The sequence below is a fragment of the Alteromonas sp. 4NH20-0104 genome (genome assembly GCF_057547795.1).
Window position 1 is genome coordinate 122,300 of sequence record NZ_BAAJLP010000011.1, and the last position, 19,086, is coordinate 141,385.

Here is a 19,086-nt window from a genome sequence, read left to right on the forward strand (position 1 = left end):
GTAAATAACTTGTATAAAAAATGAAAGCGCTTACAATTAGGTCTGGTTATGTTATTGCTATAATTATACGAGGAGCTGTCGTACGCTGACGAAACTCAGTGCGTTAGGTGCGTAAGTGCAAAATGACTAAAAGTTTTACACTCAACAAAGTGCTCAGTGGCGCGGACTTTACTATGGGAGTGGCCACTTCTTCGTTTCAGATCGAGGGTGCCAGCGAATTGCGCGAGCCCTGTATATGGGACACATTTTGTCAGGTGCCCGGGGCAGTCAAAGATAGTTCTGATGGGCGGACAGCCTGCGATCATTATCATTTATGGCAGCAGGATATTGCTCTGATTGATGAGCTGGGGTTTGACGCCTACCGGTTTTCAGTATGCTGGCCGCGAATAATCTGCGCTGATGGCAGCGTTAATCAACAAGGCCTGTCGTTTTATCTGGCGATATTAAATGAGTTGCAAAGACGTGGAATTAAAGCCTACGTCACCCTCTATCACTGGGAGTTGCCGCAATTCCTGGAAGATGAAGGGGGCTGGCTTAACCGCGAAACAGCTTACGCATTTGCTGACTATGCCCGCGTTGTAGCCACGGCCTTTGGTGATAAAGTGAGTGCTTACACTACACTGAATGAACCGTATTGCAGCGCCTTTTTAGGTTACGAAATAGGTGTGCATGCGCCGGGTAAAGTTGGCAAGCAGTACGGCAAAAAAGCCGCCCATCACCTGCTTCTTGCTCATGGCCTTGCCATGCAGGTACTCACCGATATCTGCCCTGATATTCCCAGTGGTCTGGTGCTCAATTTTACCACCTACTATCCGGCTACCCAAAGCGACGCAGACAAGCAGGCCACGCTACTGGCAAAAGCGCACTTTAACGACTGGTATGCCAGCCCGGCACTCACCGGGCAATACCCGCCTTTGCTGGAAAGTCTGCCCGCGGCCGAAAGGCCAGTCATCGAACCGGGTGATATGGCAATAATATCCGCGCCTATGGCGTACCTCGGGGTTAACTATTACACCAGAGCTCTGGTGCAGGCCTGTCCGGGGGGGCACTTTGAAATCCTGCCGCCCGCAGACAACGTACCTGTTACGGCCATGAATTGGGAAATTTACCCGCAGGGATTGCGTGATTTATTGCTGCAACTGCATAATGAGTATGATTTACCGCCACTTTTTATCACCGAGAATGGCATGGCCGAGGATGACGTGGTACAAAATGGCCAGGTGCATGATAAGGTGCGCGTGAATTATTTGCAGCACCACATGCAGGCCGTTGCCGAAGCAATGGAGCATGGGGTGGATGTCAGAGGTTATTTTGTGTGGAGCCTGCTGGATAATTTTGAATGGGCCGAAGGGTATCTTAAGCGGTTTGGTATAGTGCATGTGGATTTCGACACACAACAGCGGCTACCCAAACAAAGCGCCCTTAAACTCAGTGAATGGCTTAAACAACGCCGCTAAACTCCATAGCTGTTTGGACATTAAATGATCAGTGTAAAAGAAAAAGTTGCATACGGGCTAGGCGATACAGCAAGCAACTTTGTCTTTCAAACGGTTATTTTATTCCTCACTTTCTACTACACCGACGTGGTTGGTTTAAACCCGGCAACGGTTGGGAGTATTTTCCTGCTGGTGCGCCTGATTGATGCGGTAACCGATCCGCTGATGGGCTCGCTGGCCGATAAAACCCGCACGCGATGGGGGGCATACCGGCCTTATCTGCTGTGGATGGCCCTGCCTTTTGCCATCATCAGTGTACTGGCCTTTACCACGCCCGATACCGACTACAACGGTAAGCTGGCTTACGCGATAGCCAGCTATGTGCTGTTAATGCTGATGTATACCGCGATTAATATTCCCTATTCTGCACTCGGCGGCGTGATTACCGCCAGTCCCCTTGAGCGGGTCTCGGTGCAATCCTATCGCTTTGTATTTGCGATGCTTGGCGGATTGATTGTGTCGTTGTGTACGTTACCCATGGTGAACTGGTTTGGCGCAGGCAATGAAGCCCGCGGTTACCAGCTCACTATGCTGACCATGGGACTGGTAGGCATGGTACTGTTTTTACTCTGCTTTGCCGGAACCAAAGAGCGTGTATTACCCGCCGAAGGGCCGCCTTCACCGGTCCGGGAGCAGTTGAAAGCAGTCTGGCATAACGACCAGTGCCGCATCCTGTGTGTGGTTAGCATGGTGTTGCTAACCGGCATTGTACTGCGCAATGCACTGGCTATTTATTATGTGAAATACGTTTTACAGCGTCCCGACGATGTCACTTTGTTTGTGTCGCTGGCGATGGTGGGCGGTATTCTGGGGGCAGCCTCGGCTCACCCGGTGACAAAGTGTTGCGATAAAGTGAGGCTGTACAAAGTGCTTCAGCTTCTTTGCGCCGGCCTTTGTTTGATTAACTATTTATTGCCGGCCTCCATGTGGCTAGGTGCTTTGATTGTGCATTTTCTGTGGGGATTTGTGCTGCAAATGACGTCCCCTCTGTTATGGTCGAAAATGGGCGATGTGACCGATTATGGTGAGTTGCAAACCGGTACCCGCTTAACGGCCATGACCTTTTCTACCATTGTATTCTTTATTAAGTTAGGCATTGCTCTGGGCAGTGCGCTGGCAGGTTGGGCACTGGCTTACTATGGTTATCAGGCCAATAACATTGATGAAAGGGTAAGCCACGGTATTACCTTGTCTTTTTGTTTAATCCCGGCTGCCATGTCTTTACTGGTGGTGTTAATGATGCGCTGGTATAAACTGGACAGCCAGCGTGTGGATGAGATTCATAATGCCCTTAAAACCACTAGGCTAACCCAGCAGGACAACACATAGCGAAGTTAACATGGTCACAATAAAACAAGTCAGCGAAAAAGCCGGTGTGTCATCTGCCACCGTATCCAGAGTTATCAATAATACGGGCACGGTAAAAGAGAAAACCCGTGAACTGGTAATGTCGGCCATGGCTGAACTGGGTTACCGGCATAACGTCGTGGCCGCATCGCTGGCATCCAATAAAACTCATACCATCGGCTATGTTGTACCGGAGCTGCACGGCTCGTTCTTTGGTGCAATGATGGGCGGCACCGAGCAGGCATTGAGACAAGCCAAAAAACATATGCTTATTGCCACCGGACACTCCGATGCGGATATCGAGAAAGAGCAAATCGATGCGCTCTTAAGCCGCCGATGCGACGCTCTGATCCTGCACGTGGAAGCCGTTAGCGATGATTATCTGGTGAATCTGGTTCAGCAAGGCGTTGAGCTTGTGGTAGTGAACCGCTATATAGAAGAAATTGGCGATAATTGTATTAGCCTCGACAATATTAAAGGCGGCTACCTCGCTTCCCGCCACTTACTCGACATTGGCCACACAAAAATTGCTTACCTTGCCGGTTCGCTATTCAAAGCGGATGGTAAAAACCGTTTAACCGGCCATCAACAGGCGCTCAGAGACATGGGCGTTGAGTACACTGATAACCTTACCTACGAAGGTAATTTCCAGGCCAAATCCGGCACAGAGGGGATTCGTGCTCTGGTTGCCCGCGGCGCCAGGTTTACCGCTGTCGCCTGCGCTAACGATGAAATGGCCTCGGGTGCCATGATTGCCTTGCGCGAGTTGGGGCGCAGAGTGCCTGAAGATGTCTCGGTAATCGGCTTCGATAATGTGGACTTTGCCAGCTATCTTTCACCGGGTTTAACCACTATTGATTATCCGGTGCAGAAGATTGGTACCATGGCGGCGCACTGGGTGCTTGAACGTGTTTATGGTCACACCCGGCACGAATATCAGCACATTCTTAGCCCTCGACTGATTCTAAGAGGTACGACGAGCAGTCCGGAGCAGTAAATAACTGGATTATTTATAACCAGCTTTTAGAATCCTCCAAGGTTACTACCAGTTATGGTAGGACGTCACAGCTTTGTTCAGGAGACATCTTTTGTTTGTATTACGCACTACATTTGACCAGGCGCAGGGGAAAGTCTCTGCTTTACAGAGAGAAAATGAACGCCTTACTGCACAGTTGGCGTCACTCGAAGCTGAAAATCAGGCCCTTAAAACACAGTTAAGTGAAACTGAAAGTAACGACCCGGCTATGCCGGGCCTGACCGACAGCATGCTTGACTCGTTAAATCAGGTGGAAGGTATCCGCCAGACCGTCCTCTCCTCATTTGAAGACATCAGCGAACAAACCGATAAAATTACCGAAAACCACCGCCTCTTTGCACAGTCCAGTGAGTCATTAAAGCAAATTGTAGGTGATATGAGTGGCCTGAGTACCATGATGTCGGCCATGAGTGTCAGTATTGAAGGGCTCTCTGAAACGGCCGGTAACATTAATAAATTTGTCACCACCATTACCAGTATTTCAGATCAAACCAACCTGCTGGCACTCAATGCCGCCATTGAAGCCGCGCGTGCCGGTGATGCCGGACGGGGATTCAGTGTGGTCGCTGACGAAGTGCGCTCACTGGCAAATGAAACTAATAAGTCAGCAAGTGAAGTGTCGGAGCTGGTAAAAAGTATTATTCAATCCACTCAGGTTGCGGTCTCTTCAGTGGGGGAGTTACAAACTAACAATGGTAAGCTCTCTGAAGGCATCAGTTCACTTAACAGTAACTATGCTGGCATGATTGAACACTGCGATATCATGGAAAACACCATCCGTTCGGCGAGCCTGCAAACGTTTATCCAGACCGTAAAACTCGACCACGTGGTATGGAAATCTGAGGTTTACGCGGTACTGTGTGGACGTTCGAGTAAGTCAGAGCATGATTTAGCCGACCATACGTCCTGTCGTCTGGGTAAATGGTATAAGGGCAGTGCAACGTCAGACATGGCGAAGCTCGACGCCTTCAAACGCCTCGATCGGCCTCATGCCGGGGTACATAAGGCGGGGGTAAGTGCGATTAAAGCTCATCTGAATGGCAACAATGTGGAATGCGAACAATTGCTCAGGGAAATGGAAGCCGCCAGCCAGGAGGTGACAACCTTACTGGATAACCTTTCCCACACCGCAAAACTGTAAAGGTTTATCGGAGGCGGCTCACAATGAGCCGCTGCCTTTACTATCCTGTTGTTTTTAGCACTAATCTCTCATTCAAATTTTCACCACTGTTTATTGGTGGTTGCGTATTTAATGGTCTATTTTTAAATCTATAGAGATAGTCAGTGCGCCCGGAATTCGCATTTATTTTCACATAAAGGGCGAACCTTGCTATTCATCATCAGGAGCAAGAAGGGAGCTTCACACCCGATGCGTAATAACCAGCCCGTTACACAAAAAGAATATAAATTTCCGACGCATTACCGGCTGATTTCCTCTACCGACAAGCGCGGCATTATTACCTACTGTAATGACGCGTTTGTTGAAGTGAGCGGTTTTGACAGGGAAGAGTTAATTAATAAAAAACATAATCTGGTACGCCATCCGGATATGCCCGAAGTCGTGTTCAAAGAAATGTGGCAAACGCTGCAAGCTGGCCGGATCTGGATGGGGTTAGTCAAAAACCGGCGTAAAAACGGCGATCACTACTGGGTGTCTGCGTTTGTAACGCCGGTGTACGAGAACAACGAAATTGTTGGCTACGAGTCGGTTCGGGTACCGGCACTCGACCATGAAATTATCCGTGCTACTTCACGTTATGAGCGTATTCGTAATGGTCAGTCGGCGGCAAAGGCAAGTGAAATTTACCTCTACATGGCCAAAAAGCTCAGTGTTTTCTGGGGAGCGGGGATCCCACTGTTAATCTTTCTTGGCGTGTTTGCCGGGTTAGTGCCAACGCTGGTTACCGCTGCCGCACTTGTGGTAATGGCTATCTGGCAGCATTCATTGAGCGAAAAACGCTGGCAGGAGTTAATCAGTCTTAGCCCTGACTCCTACGATAGCGCCGTGGTTTCGCAAACGTATTTTGACGATTTTGGTGCCTCAGCCAGAGCTAAACTGGTGCTTGGGTGTGAGCTTGCTCGCAGCCGCACGGCTTTAACTCGTATAAAAGACGCGGCGTCTTCCTTAGAGGACATTGCCAATACTACTCACGAACAAGCGGCAATAACGTCTACTGCAGTGGTACAGCAAAATCAGGCTACCCAGCAAATTGCGTCTGCCGTGACGCAGATGTCACAGTCAATTCAGGAAGTGGCAGAGCGGGTAGAGCAAAATGCCGATACCGCCCGGTCTGCAGCCAGAAATGTGGAAACCGGTAATCAAACCGCACAATCGGCAGCCGCAGCCATTGATGAACTGAAAGGGGTTGTGGAAACCATTTCCGCAACAGTGACTGAGCTGGACCAGAGTACCAGTGATATTGGTGAAGCCGCGAGTATCATCTCGTCGATCGCCGAACAAACGAATTTGCTGGCACTCAATGCCGCAATCGAAGCTGCTCGGGCCGGAGAGCAAGGGCGTGGCTTTGCAGTGGTTGCAGACGAAGTACGCGCACTGGCGTCTAAAACGCGGGAATCCACCGACCGCATCCATAATATAATTCAGGTACTCGCCACCCGAAGTGAGCGCGCTGTAAAGGTTTCTAAAAACGGCCTGGAGTCTGCAGAACGCGGCGCCAGTATTGTGCAGGATACCCGCCAGGCTCTGTCTGACATTAATACGGCGGTACAGGGTATTTCTGAAATGACTATCGAAATGTCAGCAGCGGTAGAGCAGCAAAGCGCGGTGGCCGAGCATATCAATCAGCAAATCGTTGAAATTGCCGATGGCGCTGCTGATACCCAGCGCAGCTCCGAACGCTCGCTGGAAGCCAGCGACCATCTGCACACCACTATCGCCGAAGTGAATGGCGTTATAAAACGCTTCAATATCGAAAAAGAAATTGGCAAAAAATAGCGTCACCAGGCTCGGTAACAATGCTGAGCCTGGTAGCTTCGCTACATCATTCCAACGGCGTTTAGCTTTTTAACCGTTGGCTTTTAGCTTTACCACTTCAGCGCTCTCGCTGGACAAAAGCGTATCGGCATCGGTGCCTTTAAGCAGCTTGCCAACGTTATCTTTGTTCTTGGCCAGCATAATGGATAACTCTTCAGCAATTGCTTCATCAAGCTTTATCCCTTTCGCTTCAATGTAAACGGCCAGGTTATCCGCCACATCGAGCATTTTATCGTATTGATCTGCTGCTTTTTTATCGGTAGTAACCAACTTTTCTACCCCTTTATGAGAGACCACATATTGTGTTGTGATAGCCATTGTGTAACTCCGTTGTTGTGAAATTCCTTGTCACTGTATCGTAATTTACTGTATAAATAAACAGTATTATTTAACAAGTGGTAAAGTTAACAATGCTTCAGGTTATACCCGTTGCAGCACAAGCTGGCATCAGTGGTTTTGAGTCACCGGCAGCCGAATATAAACAGCTGGCACTGGATCTCGATGAACTACTCATAGAACATCCTACCGCCACGTTTATAGGTCAGGCACAGGGCGACTCCATGACAGGCGTAGGGATTTTTGACGGTGATTTACTTATCGTCGACCGCGCAGCACACCCCACTTCACTGGATGTGGTTGTGGCTAATCTAAACGGTAATTTTGTGTGTAAACTTTACGATCGAAAGGCTCAGGTACTGCTATCTCCCGGGCTTGATCACAAGCCCTACGCCCTTGGCGATGCCGACTTGTTTGAAGTTGAGGGGGTCGTGGTGCGTTCGGTTCGCATGCATCGCTACGTCAGGTGGCTCAGCCAATGTATGCGCTAGTTGATGCCAATAGTTTTTATGCGTCGGCCGAGAAAGTATTCGATCCGGCTATCCGCCAACGCCCGGTGGTGGTGCTGACCAATAATGACGGCTGTATTTGTGCGCTCTGTGAGTATGCCAAGCAGCTGGGCGTAAAAAAATTTGGCCCTTACTACAAAGTTAAAAAGCTGCTGGCACAGCACAATGCGGTAATCCGTTCGTCTAATTATGAGCTTTACGATTATCTGTCGAATAAGATGATGCAGGTGGTAGGGCAGTACGCGCCCGATCAGCACATTTACTCGATTGACGAGTGCTTTTTGTTTTTCGATGGCTGGAAGCCTGCCGAACACTGGCAAGCTTATGCTAAACGTATACAGGATGATGTTTGGCAACAACTCCGCTTACCCGTAGGAGTGGGGGTTGGCGCTACGCCTACTCTGGCTAAGGTCGCCAGCTTCGCCGGAAAAAAACTCGGTGATAAATCGGGTATTGCGGTGCTTGATACCCCCGAAGCTTGTCGGCAGGTGCTTGTCCAGATGGATGTTCAGGATGTGTGGGGCATCGGTAAACGTATTGCTGCCCGGCTGCGCGATCAGGGCGTTTCAAACGCCTGGCAACTGGCACAATTCGACCCCAAGGCGCTACGCAAGCAGTTTTCAGTAGAACTGGAAAGAACGGTAAGAGAGCTTAACGGTACCGTATGTATAAAGTGGGACGAGGAGCGGGCTAAGAAGCAGCAAATATACTCAACGCGCGCGTTCGGGCAACCTGTTACCAGTGAACAGTTTTTGCGTGAAAGCCTTTGCTGGCATGCCGAAAAAGTGGCAGAAAAATTACGCCGTCAGCAAAGTAAAACCTGGTTACTCACCCTATTCACTCATGCCAATCCCTTTGCTGATACAGAGCAATACCACAAGGCTATTCAGCATCGCTTTGCGCAGCCAACTAACGATACCAGAGCGCTGGTTCAGGCTGCGTCTAATGCCAGTCACACACTGTACAAAGCCAATATTAAATTACACAAGTGCGGTGTTGGCGCAATAGAGATTATCGAAACTGCCCACGAGCAGAGCGATATGTTCGCAGAACTTGCTCACAACCCTAAACTCATGCAATGCATGGATGCGATTAACAACCGCTATGGCAGCCAGACCATAGGCGCGGCAGCAAAAGGTATTCACCCGGAATGGGGCATGAAGCGCGAATACCTGTCACCGCAATACACGACTAACTGGCGGCATTTGCCTAAGGTTGAGTGTTAACTCTTGTGATGGCCCTATTCAGGTCGGGCTTCTCTACTCTATCGCTCAGATTACCAGGTGAACTTTCTAAACTGCTCCAATCGTTAACTAATGGCATGTTACCGCCCTGTACCAACAGACAGTCCTGCTCTGAAAGCTCGATGGCGGTTAAATTTTGTACTATATTCACAATGAAGTCCTCATTTGTTGTAGGGAGTTGCATGAAGTAAATCTAGGGAAAGAGATACGGAGATGAACGAATGTTTAGGACAAAAAAACAAAAATTTAGGACTTATATAGGCGTTGGCTTTTTCTGTCTGTTTTGGTCCTTACATGCTTACTGCGTTGAACCTGCATGGGTCGGGAAAACTAAATTTAATGGTGAACCCAGTGGCGTTGTCAGAGCAATAATTGCTCAAGATAATCACCTCTATCTAGGCGCAGAAAATGGATTCTTAGACCTTGTGGGTGAAACCTCAACATTTTACTCCCCTGACAACTCAGCTCTTTCAGAGGGTTATATATCTGATCTCAGCCCGGACGGTGAGGGGAATATATGGATTTCACAATTTGGTTCTGGAGTGTATGTTTTTAGACCCGAAGATCGATCCCTGAATCAGTTCCCTTTACCCATGGAGCTTGCAAAGTCGTCTTGGGCTCTGGCTGTTGCAGACTCATTCCTCGGGATTAGCCTGATCAATCAAATTCTAATTTATGATCTGAGCACCCGTGAGTATAAGGTCATTGATAAAGTTCACGAGGCAGGACGGTTAAGACGAATTTACGGGGCTGAATATTTAACTAATGTTGGGTTTGTATTTCCGGAATCTGGTGGTCTTGTGGTCCATGAGCCGGTTTCAGGGAAGACAACATTTTATGCAAAAGAAAAATACTTTCCGAAACTTGATTCGGTTACATCGGTTTCAGTACACGCTGATAACTTGTTAGTGGGGGGACGGGGAGGTATCTACCTTTGGGATACCATCAGCGCTGCTATCCATTATCCGTTCGAAGACCCGGGAGTCAATTTAAACGATGTCGATCAGATATTTGTAGGTGCCACGGAACGAATCTGGATCGCGGCAATAGGCTTATACTACCTAAATACAGAAAAAAACGTCATCTCAGAGCTTGAGCAAGGTCAGCCAAAATACTCAGTCGAGCAAATAAAAACCATTAGTGCGATATCTGAATTGGAGAATGGAGAGGTCGTAGTCGCTTCTAGCCAACTGGGTCTTTTACCCATACATTCCATTGATACCGGGATAAGGTATCTTCATGAAACAGATTTTCCTTATCGTAAAGATATCCAGTCGCTGAGTTACATGAATCAATCACAGGCGTTGGTCGGCACATCAGATAATTGGTTTCTGCTAAATTCGAACAATGGAAAGCTAACTGAATTGCCGTTGACTAGGTTTGAGTCGGAACCTATTGCAACGCCAAGTGGGTTATTTGTTACTAATAATACTTGTTCATTAGTACAACAGAGTGATGTGACTTTCGAAGTAGTGACAAGTGTTAGTGACCCTGCCAATTACTGTCAGTACATAAAGCCTGTCTTTTATCAAAAAGGGGACGACTTCTATATTTACTACGAAACAGATTCGCATGCGGGCTTTGTTCAACTAGTCGAAAACAAATTAAAACACTACGTGAATGCTCCGAAAGGCATCCGCTTTATTAGTGCCGAGAGTCATGACTTACTCGTAGTTTTAGACAAGAAAAATAGACTGTTTTCTATGGAGGAACCTGGAGTATGGATAAAACATGAAGCCGTCGATATGCAGCGATTCTTTGTTTATTGTATGTATTCAAGCCCGTCTGTTGACGATATCTATTTGTGTACCTCTGGAGGTGGTCTAAAAAAATACGACATGTCTACAAGGCAGTTGAAAAGTGCATTCGACAAGCTGAAGCTGCCACGATTTATCAGGGATGGCTTCATAGACGATAGTGGTAATCATTGGCTGGCAACAAATAAGGGATTATTTTTTACCAATGGCGAGTCTTATTACCAATTTGACAGTAGTGATGGTGTTATAGATTCCGACTTTAATCATCAGGGACTTATGCCTGTCAACAGGTCTAGCTTCGTATTGGTTGGTGACCAGATGAGCTATTTGATTGATACGGAACAGCTTGCTGGCTATGTTGAGAACCGCGGAGACTATGAGTCGGTCGCTAGTGTATTTAATCTTCAGTTGATTGACGGAAGTGAGCGGGTAACTCATTTTCCCGATAGCTTATTTAGTGAAACTATAGACTCTGCCCCCGATGAAATGATTTTTGAATTTGCATCGGCCGATTACGTTTATCCCCATTTGCATAAGCTTGAATACCGCCTGAAGGGCTTTCATGAAGATTGGCAGGAACTGCCTGCTAATATTGGTACAGTCGCCTACTCCGGACTAAGTTTTGGGTCTTTTAACTTTCAGGTGCGAGTGGTGGATAGCAAAAGTCAGGTGCCTCAACCCATTAGTCGCTACCCCTTTAAAATTGCCCGGCCATTCTGGTTCACCTGGCAAGCGTATTTGCTGTATGTGTTTGCCCTTATCTTAAGTATCTGGCTCATAGTGTTGTTGATCAAGCGGCATATGGCAGAGAGAAGTCGTGTGTTGGCTGCTGTCATTGAGCAAAAACAGTCTGCGTTATTAGAAAGTAACCGCTCGATTACTGAATTGTTGAACAAAAAGGAGAAGATCTTCAGCAATCTGGCGAATGAGATAAAAACTCCGGTGATGCGAATCTTAAACCCGCTGACAGAGCTACGCGGAAGTCCTTTAACCGCGGCTATCAGACATAAAATAGACCTCGTTTACGACAATGCTGGCCGCCTCAGGCTGCTCACCGACCAACTAGCTGCAGTGGAGCGAATTGAGCATATTAGCGAGCAAATACTACAACGATACGATATCAGTAATACGTTGGAGTTTCTGGTGGAAACCTGGCGTCCGGAAGCCGCAAAAAAACAGCTCGTACTCAGTTGCGACTGCGATCTCAAACAACCGGTGCTGCTGATTCAGGACTCGCTTGAGGCGCTCCTCAATTACATCCTGATGAATGCCATTGCCTACACCCAGCCGGGCGGGCAGGTGCGAATTAGGGGCACCAGACAAGCTGATCAATTCATCCTCAGTATTAAGGATAATGGACCTGGGATGTCAGAGCATCAACTGGAGTTCGTAATCGCCCGGTTTGGTAAAGGGCCGAATTATAATGGCAGTACTAACACCGGTATTGGCCTGAACCTGGCGAACGCATTGGCACTGGCCAATGATGGTTGGCTGGAAATTAAGAGTGAGCCCGAAACAGGCACTGAGGTCTCGGTACATTTGCCGTTTAACCCGGCGCTAGCCATTGAAAAAAGTGAAGCTATTGAAGTGGTTAACGAGCCTGACAGAATGGTTGCTGAGCAGTCTGCTCAGTATCGCCAGAGTAACCTGCCGGTAATACTGGTTATCGAACGTAGCCATGAAGCATGCGAGTATATAATCAATTTATTGGGAGAAAGCTTTAATTGCTACTCAACGCAAAGTGGCGTTCAGGCACTGGAGCTTATACCGGTTCTGCAGCCGGATATTGTGCTCTCAGAATTAAATATTCTGGATATTTCCGGCGTGACGTTTACCGAAAGACTTCGGGAGCAGAATCATTTTGCCGATGTGCCCGTGATGATATTAACCGCGGCCAGTGATTATACCTCGAAACTGAAGAGCTTTAAGGCTTCGGTAAATGACTATTTGGTTAAGCCGGTAGAGCGGGACGAGCTGATATCAAGAATTGAAAGCAACCTCACCTATACCCGGCTTGCTCATCGGCATAATGCAGGGAGAGACGTCGATGAAGAAGCGGAAAATAACTCTGCATATGTTAAAGCGATATTACCCCGGTGCGACAATGAGAAAGATCGAAAATTCATAGTTAAGTTCTTAGATATCATAGAGAGTAATTATCAGGATGAGAGGTTTAACCGAAGCCGTGCTGCGGCGCTGTTGGCAATGAGTGAAAGGCAGTTAAACCGGACCTTGTCGAAATTGTTACCGGATAATTTAACCATGTTTCTGAAAAAGTACCGCCTGGAGAAAAGCATGCCCTTGCTGGAACAGGGGCTACAGATAACCCAGATTGCATTTGAAGTGGGGTTTGGCTCAGGCGCTTACTACAGTCGTTGCTTCAAACAGGTTTACGGTGTGTTACCCAGTGAGTACGAATTTCCCTGTCACGGGGAGCCAGATTAGTAAAGGTGGTATACGACGACTTCAACTGGCGCGCTAACCTTTAAAAATACCATAACCTCCCCATGTCTCAACTATCGGATAATTTTACAATGAGCCAGGAGGTTTATGGTGGCGACTATTTTAATTACAGGAGCGAACCGGGGAATTGGGCTGGCGCTAGTTCAGGCCTACCTGAAACGTGGCGATAGTGTTATCGGGGTTTGTCGTAATTCATCCGAAGCGCTAGAGCGAAGTGGCGCTGAGGTGATTGAACAGGTGGATGTCAGCCAACAGGACGACCTGGATAAATTGCTCATTCAGCTTGGCGGCAGGACTATCGATGTGCTTATTAGTAACGCGGGCATTATGCGTAAGAACAACCTGGACGATTTGAACTACGACCAGATTAGAGAGCAATTTGAGGTAAACGCGCTTGGCCCGCTACGGGTTGTTGCCACCATAAAGGCGACTCTGCAAGAAGGCAGCAAAGTGGGTCTTGTTACCAGCCGGATGGGCTCAATCGCCGATAATGATTCAGGCGGCAGTTACGGTTACCGGATGTCAAAAACGGCGCTTAACGCAGCAGGTAAATCCCTGGCTGTTGATCTCAATAAGCAGGGGATAGCGGTGGCCTTATTGCATCCGGGGTGGGTAAATACCGAGATGGTAAACTTTAACGGGCTTATTGAACCAGAAGAAGCGGCGGCCGGATTACTGGCACGTATGGACGAATTAAACTGCGATAATAGCGGTGGGTTCTGGCACAGCAACGGCGATGAGTTACCCTGGTAATCCATCATAGGAAACAACGCCGGGCATGCCCGGCGTTGTGCGGTTTATTTCTCGGGTGGCAGCGAAACGTGGATTTTGCCGGTTTTATAATCCATGGTGAGCAGGAAATGCTGAAATAAGCCGTAGCCAATAATGCCGACGATGCGTTTACCTTTAATGCGGCTGCGGGTTTCTGAAAACTGACTTTCCAGGTTAGTGGTTTCGCCCGGTGCGGGAAAACTCACTTTTACATCGGCAATTTCAAACGGACCAAATTGCACAGTATCTGCATTAGCAACGTCCTGGACGCCGGTACTGTTAACCCCGGAAGAAGAGGAAGAACCTTCGACTTTGTCGAGTAAGCCTGCCTGCGATGCAAAGCGACGCTCCATAAAGATACTGCTGGAGCTGCCGGTATCCACTAAAAACCAGAAGTTTTCGCCATTAATGCCTATCTCAGCGATTGGCATGCCGTTACCGCGATTGTCCATGGATCTCACATTGGATGCTTCGTTCATGTCCACACTGTCACGGGTGAGTATGCGCATTTTCTTTTCGGGGTAGTTAATCTGAATAATGAACGGATTGAAAAAGCCCGCTCCCAGCAACATGCCGCTGGTATGGTGACCTAAGTTAAATTCCACTACTTTATCGAGCTCAAACTCAGAGCCAAACAGACCTACCTCAACATTGTTGTAGGTGGTTCGCTCTTCGGTGTCGTGAACGCCTTTGATGCGCATTTTCGCGCCGGTGGCTAGGTCCAGATTATGCTTACCCACAAACGCCTTATTTATGGCATGCACCTGTGAGCCGGAGTCGAGTAATACATGGGTTTCAATGCCCTCAACGGTAATGGGCAAATATACGTGGCCATTGTGAAGGGTGAAGTCCACCCATTCGGAGACGGCTGCGAATACACGCAAAGGGGCAAGCAGCAAAACCAGCAACAAAGCATACTTCATTGAATTTCCTTGTTTTATTAATCAATCCTTTATCAACAAAGAAAATATACACTACAAAAGGATACGAAGTCGAGCAGTGAATGAACGGTGAAACGGCAGTGGTTAGTGTGTGTGAGCGTAGTAATCTCGGCGGATGTTTTTAAAATCCCCGCTGGCAAGGCCGCGAACAATAATCGCTTCTAGTTTGGCCTTGTGTTCAAACAGCCAGGACTGGGTGTTAATGGCAACAAACTGCTGATAAACCTGCTGTGGCTGGTAACTCGCGGACACAATTTCATGGCGAAGGCCAAGTTCTTCAAGTCGCAGGTCCGTACTTTGTGCTACATGCAAAAAGCCGTCTATGCGCCCTTTGCGCAGCATCTCAATTTTTTGTTCAAGTGAGCGGGCAGGTATTATGTGCTCTATTGGTATTGCGGTTAATATGGCATCGCTGTTGGCATGTCTCGTAATGCTAAGTAAGTGCTTACGCATATCCTCAGCTTCTGAAAACAGGGTCTCATTGCCTGCCAGTACAAAAAGGCCGATGTTGAGGGTATCGTAAGCAGGGTGTAGCAAAATGGTCTGGTTGCCAATGGGCGCAGTGCCTGACACACCAACCATCAGCTCAATACTACCGTCATCCAGTTCTAATAACCGCCGGGCATAAGGCATCTGGACGATGTCTGCCTCAACACCCAACTGGTTGCTGAAATACTCAATAAAGCGAGCGTGAAGTCCATTCGGGAAATTACCAGAGACTGCCGACTTGAGTTGTTTGGCAGCGTGAGTATTAAAGGTAATTAATAACAGTAATAGCAACCCGCGATACCACATAACTTCCCGCCGTTTTCCAAGCTCTTAATTACAGAGCGGCTTGCCCCACCACTCGCCGTCTTCCACGTATTTAACCACCAGTCCGTTATTAATCAATAGGGCATGGGTATTAAATCCGGTGTCCTTGCCAACCATATTGCGGTAATTCACGGTTGCGCAGACAAGATAACCGTAATACACATCGTCCAGTTCATTGCCCACCCAGTAGCGTTTCGGCTTGGTTATTTTGCCGTACTCCACGGAGTTAGGATGCGTGAGGTGATAGCCATAATAGGTCTTGACGATATTTTCGTAATCGTCGGGATAGGTGCCGTAGTCGGCATCACTGATTTCCTGTTCAGAAGGGAGTGACGTACATCCGGATAACATACCAACAGAAACAACAGCTAACGCAGCAAGCAATTTTTTCATATAAACACATCTCCTTTTTGAATTCCGACCGGGAAAATAAAGTGCAGAGGATAGCACCTTCCGCCTTTAACTTATTACCGCAATTAGATAATGAAACGTCCCGTGGCGCTATATATTGCGACGAAACAGCCAATGCACAAGCCCGGCAACGCTACTATTGAATAATAAGGTTTTGGTAAAAAAAGTGGTAAAAATACTACTGTTCGGAGAAAATAAAGTACACCTTGCCCGAAAGAAGCCCGGAAAAATGAAAAAAATAACTGCGATTATAAAACCATTTCGCATCGAAGAAGTACGTCAGGCCCTGGCTGACGTCGGCATAAACGGCTTAACGGTTAGCGAAGTAAAAGGGTTTGGACGTCAAAAGGGCCACAGTGAGTTATACCGTGGTGCCGAATACCAAATTGATTATGTACCCAAAACACAATTGGAGCTGGTGGTAGCCGATGAAAACGCAGAACGCGTTTGCGAGGCGATTATTCAGAGTGCCAGGACAGGCAAGGTAGGCGACGGAAAATTATTTATAACAGATGTCGAAAAGGTTATCCGAATAAGAACATCAGAAACAAACTCCGACGCAATTTAATACAACACATTTGAGAATCAACAGGACACACATATGCGAAACTGGCTTATCGGCCTGGCTTTTATGCCGGGCTTTGCATTGGCTGAAGCGGGTGCTGATTCCGGCGACACCGCCTGGATCTTAACCGCTACGGCTTTAGTGCTATTCATGACCTTACCTGGCTTGTCGTTCTTTTACGGCGGCCTGGTACGCAGCAAAAACGCACTCTCAGTGCTTATGCAGTGCTTTGCGATTGCCTGCGGAGCGTCGCTGATCTGGCTAATTGCGGGTTACAGCCTGGCATTTGGCGAAGGTAACGCCTTTATCGGCGATTTCTCAAACATGTTTCTAGCCAATACGGATAAGTCCTCGTTATCCGGTACACTCCCGGAACCGCTGTTTTTCATGTTTCAGATGACGTTTGCCATCATTACGCCCGCACTGATGGTGGGCGGGTTTGCTGAGCGTATGAAATTCTCTTCCGTTTTAGTGTTCTCACTGGCCTGGTTGGTACTGGTCTACCTGCCTGTTTGTCACTGGGTGTGGGGCGGCGGCTGGCTGGCGCAAATTGGCTTGCTGGACTTCGCTGGTGGTACGGTGGTGCACATTACTGCCGGAGTGGGGGCGCTGGTGGCAGCCATGTATATCAAAAACCGCCACGGTTACGGCAGTGCGTCTATGATCCCTCATAACCTGACTATGACAGTCGGCGGTGCCGGTATGCTTTGGGTTGGCTGGTTTGGCTTTAACGGTGGTAGTGCAGTAGCTGCCAATGGTGATGCTGCGATGGCCATGCTGGTTACTCATGTATCAGCCGCGGCAGGCTCACTGGCCTGGATGACCATTGAGTGGGTTAAATACGGTAAGCCCTCAGTGCTGGGCATTGTAACCGGCATGGTAGCAGGACTGGGAACCATCACTCCGGCCTCGGGCTATGTTGGTCCGGCTGCGGCGTTGGTTATTGGCCTTACCGCCGGTTGCGTTTGTTTTTATTTCACTAACCTTATCAAACAGAAGTGGAAAATTGACGACTCACTGGACGTGTTCCCGGTTCACGGTATTGGCGGTATTCTGGGGACTTTCCTGGCGGGTATTTTCTGCTCTCCCGATCTGGGCATTTTCAGCGGCTATGGATTCGGAGGCGATAACACCTCCATCGGTGAGCAACTAGGCGTGCAGATGGTCGGTATTTTTGCCACATTTGTGTATACCGCAGTGGTAAGCCTGGTGCTACTTAAGCTAGTCGACATGCTCACTAAAGGAATTCGGGTGACTGCTGAGCAGGAACAGCAGGGGCTCGATATCAGTAGCCACGAAGAGCGCGGGTACAACCTCTGAGCCACTAACAGGGCTGTATTAGCAGCCCTGTTCACTTCGTTACATTGAACTAAAGTATAATGTCACTTTTTTTTACAAATCGACGGTCCGCAGATTTACCTAAAGAGCCCTCAAAACCAAAAATTGTCAGTTATTCAAATGATTATCTAAAAATTGAACGATCTGGCCTCTTCTTTGCTACTGAAACGCTAGGTATGCTTAATTTTTAATCATGCTTTATATACTGCAAATAAAAACGTAGAGAATCTGTGGTACTACGGACGTTTATTGAAGAAGGACTTTATACATGAAAGCAAAGAAACTGTTTGCTGGCGGTCTCGCCGGTGTACTGTTGGCATCTGCTACTGCTGCCAACGCAACTATTCTAACCGTATTCGATGGTATTACTGACGGTGTAGCCGATTTCGACAGCACTGTAACGGGTGCTGGCGGTACTGTTGGTGTTGATGTTTGGGATACGATTTTATCAGGCGCTTCAATCGACCGTGGTGATTACGTTATCACCCAAAACGATGGCGGCTCTGCATCCGGTACAACCTATGGTTCATTAACTGGTACTGCAATTGGTATCAACCCGGCGGGTGGTGGTTCACTTCCACGTACGGATCCAATGGATTACTTTGGTAGCGGCATTACCTTCACCTTCGACAGCGCGGTAAACGCGGTTGGTTTTGAAGTAGGTGACTGGGCGACGTGTTGTACCGATCCAACGACTGACCTGTTTATCTCATTTGACGGTGGTGCACCAATTTTAGTGGCTTCTGCGTCAACGGGTGCTGAAGGTCTTTTCCCATCACAAACTAATCCGGCAAGCAACGTATTTGAAATATTCGTAGCCGCGTTTGATGACAGTGATGAGTTTACTGAGGTGTCGTTCTGGGGTAATGGTATTGGTGAATATCTGGTTGCTGGTGGCCAGGTTCGTTATGCACTGTTAGATCAAGACAGCCTTCCGCCAACTACACCGGCTTCAGCGCCTGCCTCGCTGTTGCTGATTATTGGTGGTTCTCTGCTCGCGGCTCGTCGTCGTCGCTCTGCATAAATCACGGCTCGTTCGTACCTGAAAGGCCTGCTTATGCAGG

General features: G+C 48.1%; 16 protein-coding genes. 12 read left to right on the forward strand and 4 right to left on the reverse strand.

The features are described from left to right. The first annotated feature begins 122 nt into the window (after window positions 1–122). From AC27IB_RS10130 to AC27IB_RS10150, 5 genes are all read left to right on the forward strand, one after another. Window positions 123–1,457: a GH1 family beta-glucosidase gene (locus AC27IB_RS10130; protein ID WP_296051171.1), complete on the forward strand. Its 1,335-nt coding sequence runs from the start codon at window positions 123–125 to the stop codon at window positions 1,455–1,457. A gap of 24 nt (window positions 1,458–1,481) precedes the next feature. Further along, window positions 1,482–2,825: a glycoside-pentoside-hexuronide (GPH):cation symporter gene (locus tag AC27IB_RS10135; RefSeq protein ID WP_487120680.1), complete on the forward strand. Its 1,344-nt coding sequence runs from the start codon at window positions 1,482–1,484 to the stop codon at window positions 2,823–2,825. A 10-nt stretch (window positions 2,826–2,835) separates the two neighbouring features. Further along, a complete protein-coding gene (locus AC27IB_RS10140) occupies window positions 2,836–3,840 on the forward strand; it encodes a LacI family DNA-binding transcriptional regulator (protein ID WP_296051166.1) in 1,005 nt (334 codons plus the stop codon). Between the two features lie 91 nt (window positions 3,841–3,931). Continuing rightward, window positions 3,932–5,020, forward strand: coding sequence for a methyl-accepting chemotaxis protein (locus AC27IB_RS10145; protein WP_487120682.1), 1,089 nt, complete (start codon window positions 3,932–3,934; stop codon window positions 5,018–5,020). A 228-nt stretch (window positions 5,021–5,248) separates the two neighbouring features. Further along, window positions 5,249–6,835, forward strand: a complete 1,587-nt coding sequence (locus AC27IB_RS10150; RefSeq protein ID WP_487120684.1) for a methyl-accepting chemotaxis protein — start codon at window positions 5,249–5,251, stop codon at window positions 6,833–6,835. A gap of 69 nt (window positions 6,836–6,904) precedes the next feature. On the opposite strand, the gene AC27IB_RS10155 is transcribed toward AC27IB_RS10150, so the two are convergent. Beyond that, window positions 6,905–7,192, reverse strand: a complete 288-nt coding sequence (locus tag AC27IB_RS10155) for a YebG family protein (protein ID WP_296051161.1) — start codon at window positions 7,190–7,192, stop codon at window positions 6,905–6,907. A 92-nt stretch (window positions 7,193–7,284) separates the two neighbouring features. On the opposite strand from AC27IB_RS10155, the gene AC27IB_RS10160 reads away from it, so the two are divergent. The 4 genes from AC27IB_RS10160 (at window position 7,285) to AC27IB_RS10175 (ending at window position 13,936) form a co-directional block, all read left to right on the forward strand. Continuing rightward, on the forward strand, window positions 7,285–7,701 hold the full coding sequence (locus AC27IB_RS10160) for a S24 family peptidase (protein ID WP_296051160.1): 417 nt from the start codon (window positions 7,285–7,287) through the stop codon (window positions 7,699–7,701). Further along, on the forward strand, window positions 7,689–8,945 hold the full coding sequence (locus AC27IB_RS10165) for a Y-family DNA polymerase (protein WP_487120687.1): 1,257 nt from the start codon (window positions 7,689–7,691) through the stop codon (window positions 8,943–8,945). Before AC27IB_RS10160 ends, AC27IB_RS10165 begins: the two co-directional genes overlap by 13 nt. Window positions 8,946–9,184: 239 nt before the next feature. Beyond that, window positions 9,185–13,165 (forward strand): response regulator, encoded by a 3,981-nt coding sequence (locus AC27IB_RS10170; protein ID WP_487120689.1) that lies wholly within the window; start codon window positions 9,185–9,187, stop codon window positions 13,163–13,165. A gap of 105 nt (window positions 13,166–13,270) precedes the next feature. Continuing rightward, a complete protein-coding gene (locus AC27IB_RS10175; protein WP_296051153.1) occupies window positions 13,271–13,936 on the forward strand; it encodes an SDR family oxidoreductase in 666 nt (221 codons plus the stop codon). A gap of 44 nt (window positions 13,937–13,980) precedes the next feature. Here the strand turns inward: AC27IB_RS10175 and AC27IB_RS10180 are convergent, their stop codons facing one another. The 3 genes from AC27IB_RS10180 to AC27IB_RS10190 form a co-directional block, all read right to left on the reverse strand. Continuing rightward, on the reverse strand, window positions 13,981–14,877 hold the full coding sequence (locus AC27IB_RS10180; RefSeq protein ID WP_487120691.1) for a pepsin/retropepsin-like aspartic protease family protein: 897 nt from the start codon (window positions 14,875–14,877) through the stop codon (window positions 13,981–13,983). 102 nt (window positions 14,878–14,979) lie between these two features. After that, a complete protein-coding gene (locus AC27IB_RS10185; protein ID WP_487120693.1) occupies window positions 14,980–15,690 on the reverse strand; it encodes a substrate-binding periplasmic protein in 711 nt (236 codons plus the stop codon). 24 nt (window positions 15,691–15,714) lie between these two features. Then, on the reverse strand, window positions 15,715–16,101 hold the full coding sequence (locus AC27IB_RS10190; protein WP_296051148.1) for a hypothetical protein: 387 nt from the start codon (window positions 16,099–16,101) through the stop codon (window positions 15,715–15,717). 247 nt (window positions 16,102–16,348) lie between these two features. Here AC27IB_RS10190 and AC27IB_RS10195 point away from each other — a divergent pair, with 247 nt between their 5' ends. From AC27IB_RS10195 to AC27IB_RS10205, 3 genes are all read left to right on the forward strand, one after another. Next, on the forward strand, window positions 16,349–16,687 hold the full coding sequence (locus AC27IB_RS10195) for a P-II family nitrogen regulator (protein ID WP_296051173.1): 339 nt from the start codon (window positions 16,349–16,351) through the stop codon (window positions 16,685–16,687). A gap of 33 nt (window positions 16,688–16,720) precedes the next feature. Beyond that, window positions 16,721–18,004 carry an ammonium transporter gene (locus AC27IB_RS10200; RefSeq protein WP_487120695.1) on the forward strand — a complete coding sequence of 428 codons (1,284 nt, stop codon included), beginning with the start codon at window positions 16,721–16,723 and terminating at the stop codon, window positions 18,002–18,004. 286 nt (window positions 18,005–18,290) lie between these two features. Beyond that, window positions 18,291–19,046 (forward strand): hypothetical protein, encoded by a 756-nt coding sequence (locus AC27IB_RS10205; RefSeq protein WP_487120697.1) that lies wholly within the window; start codon window positions 18,291–18,293, stop codon window positions 19,044–19,046. Window positions 19,047–19,086 lie beyond the last annotated feature (40 nt).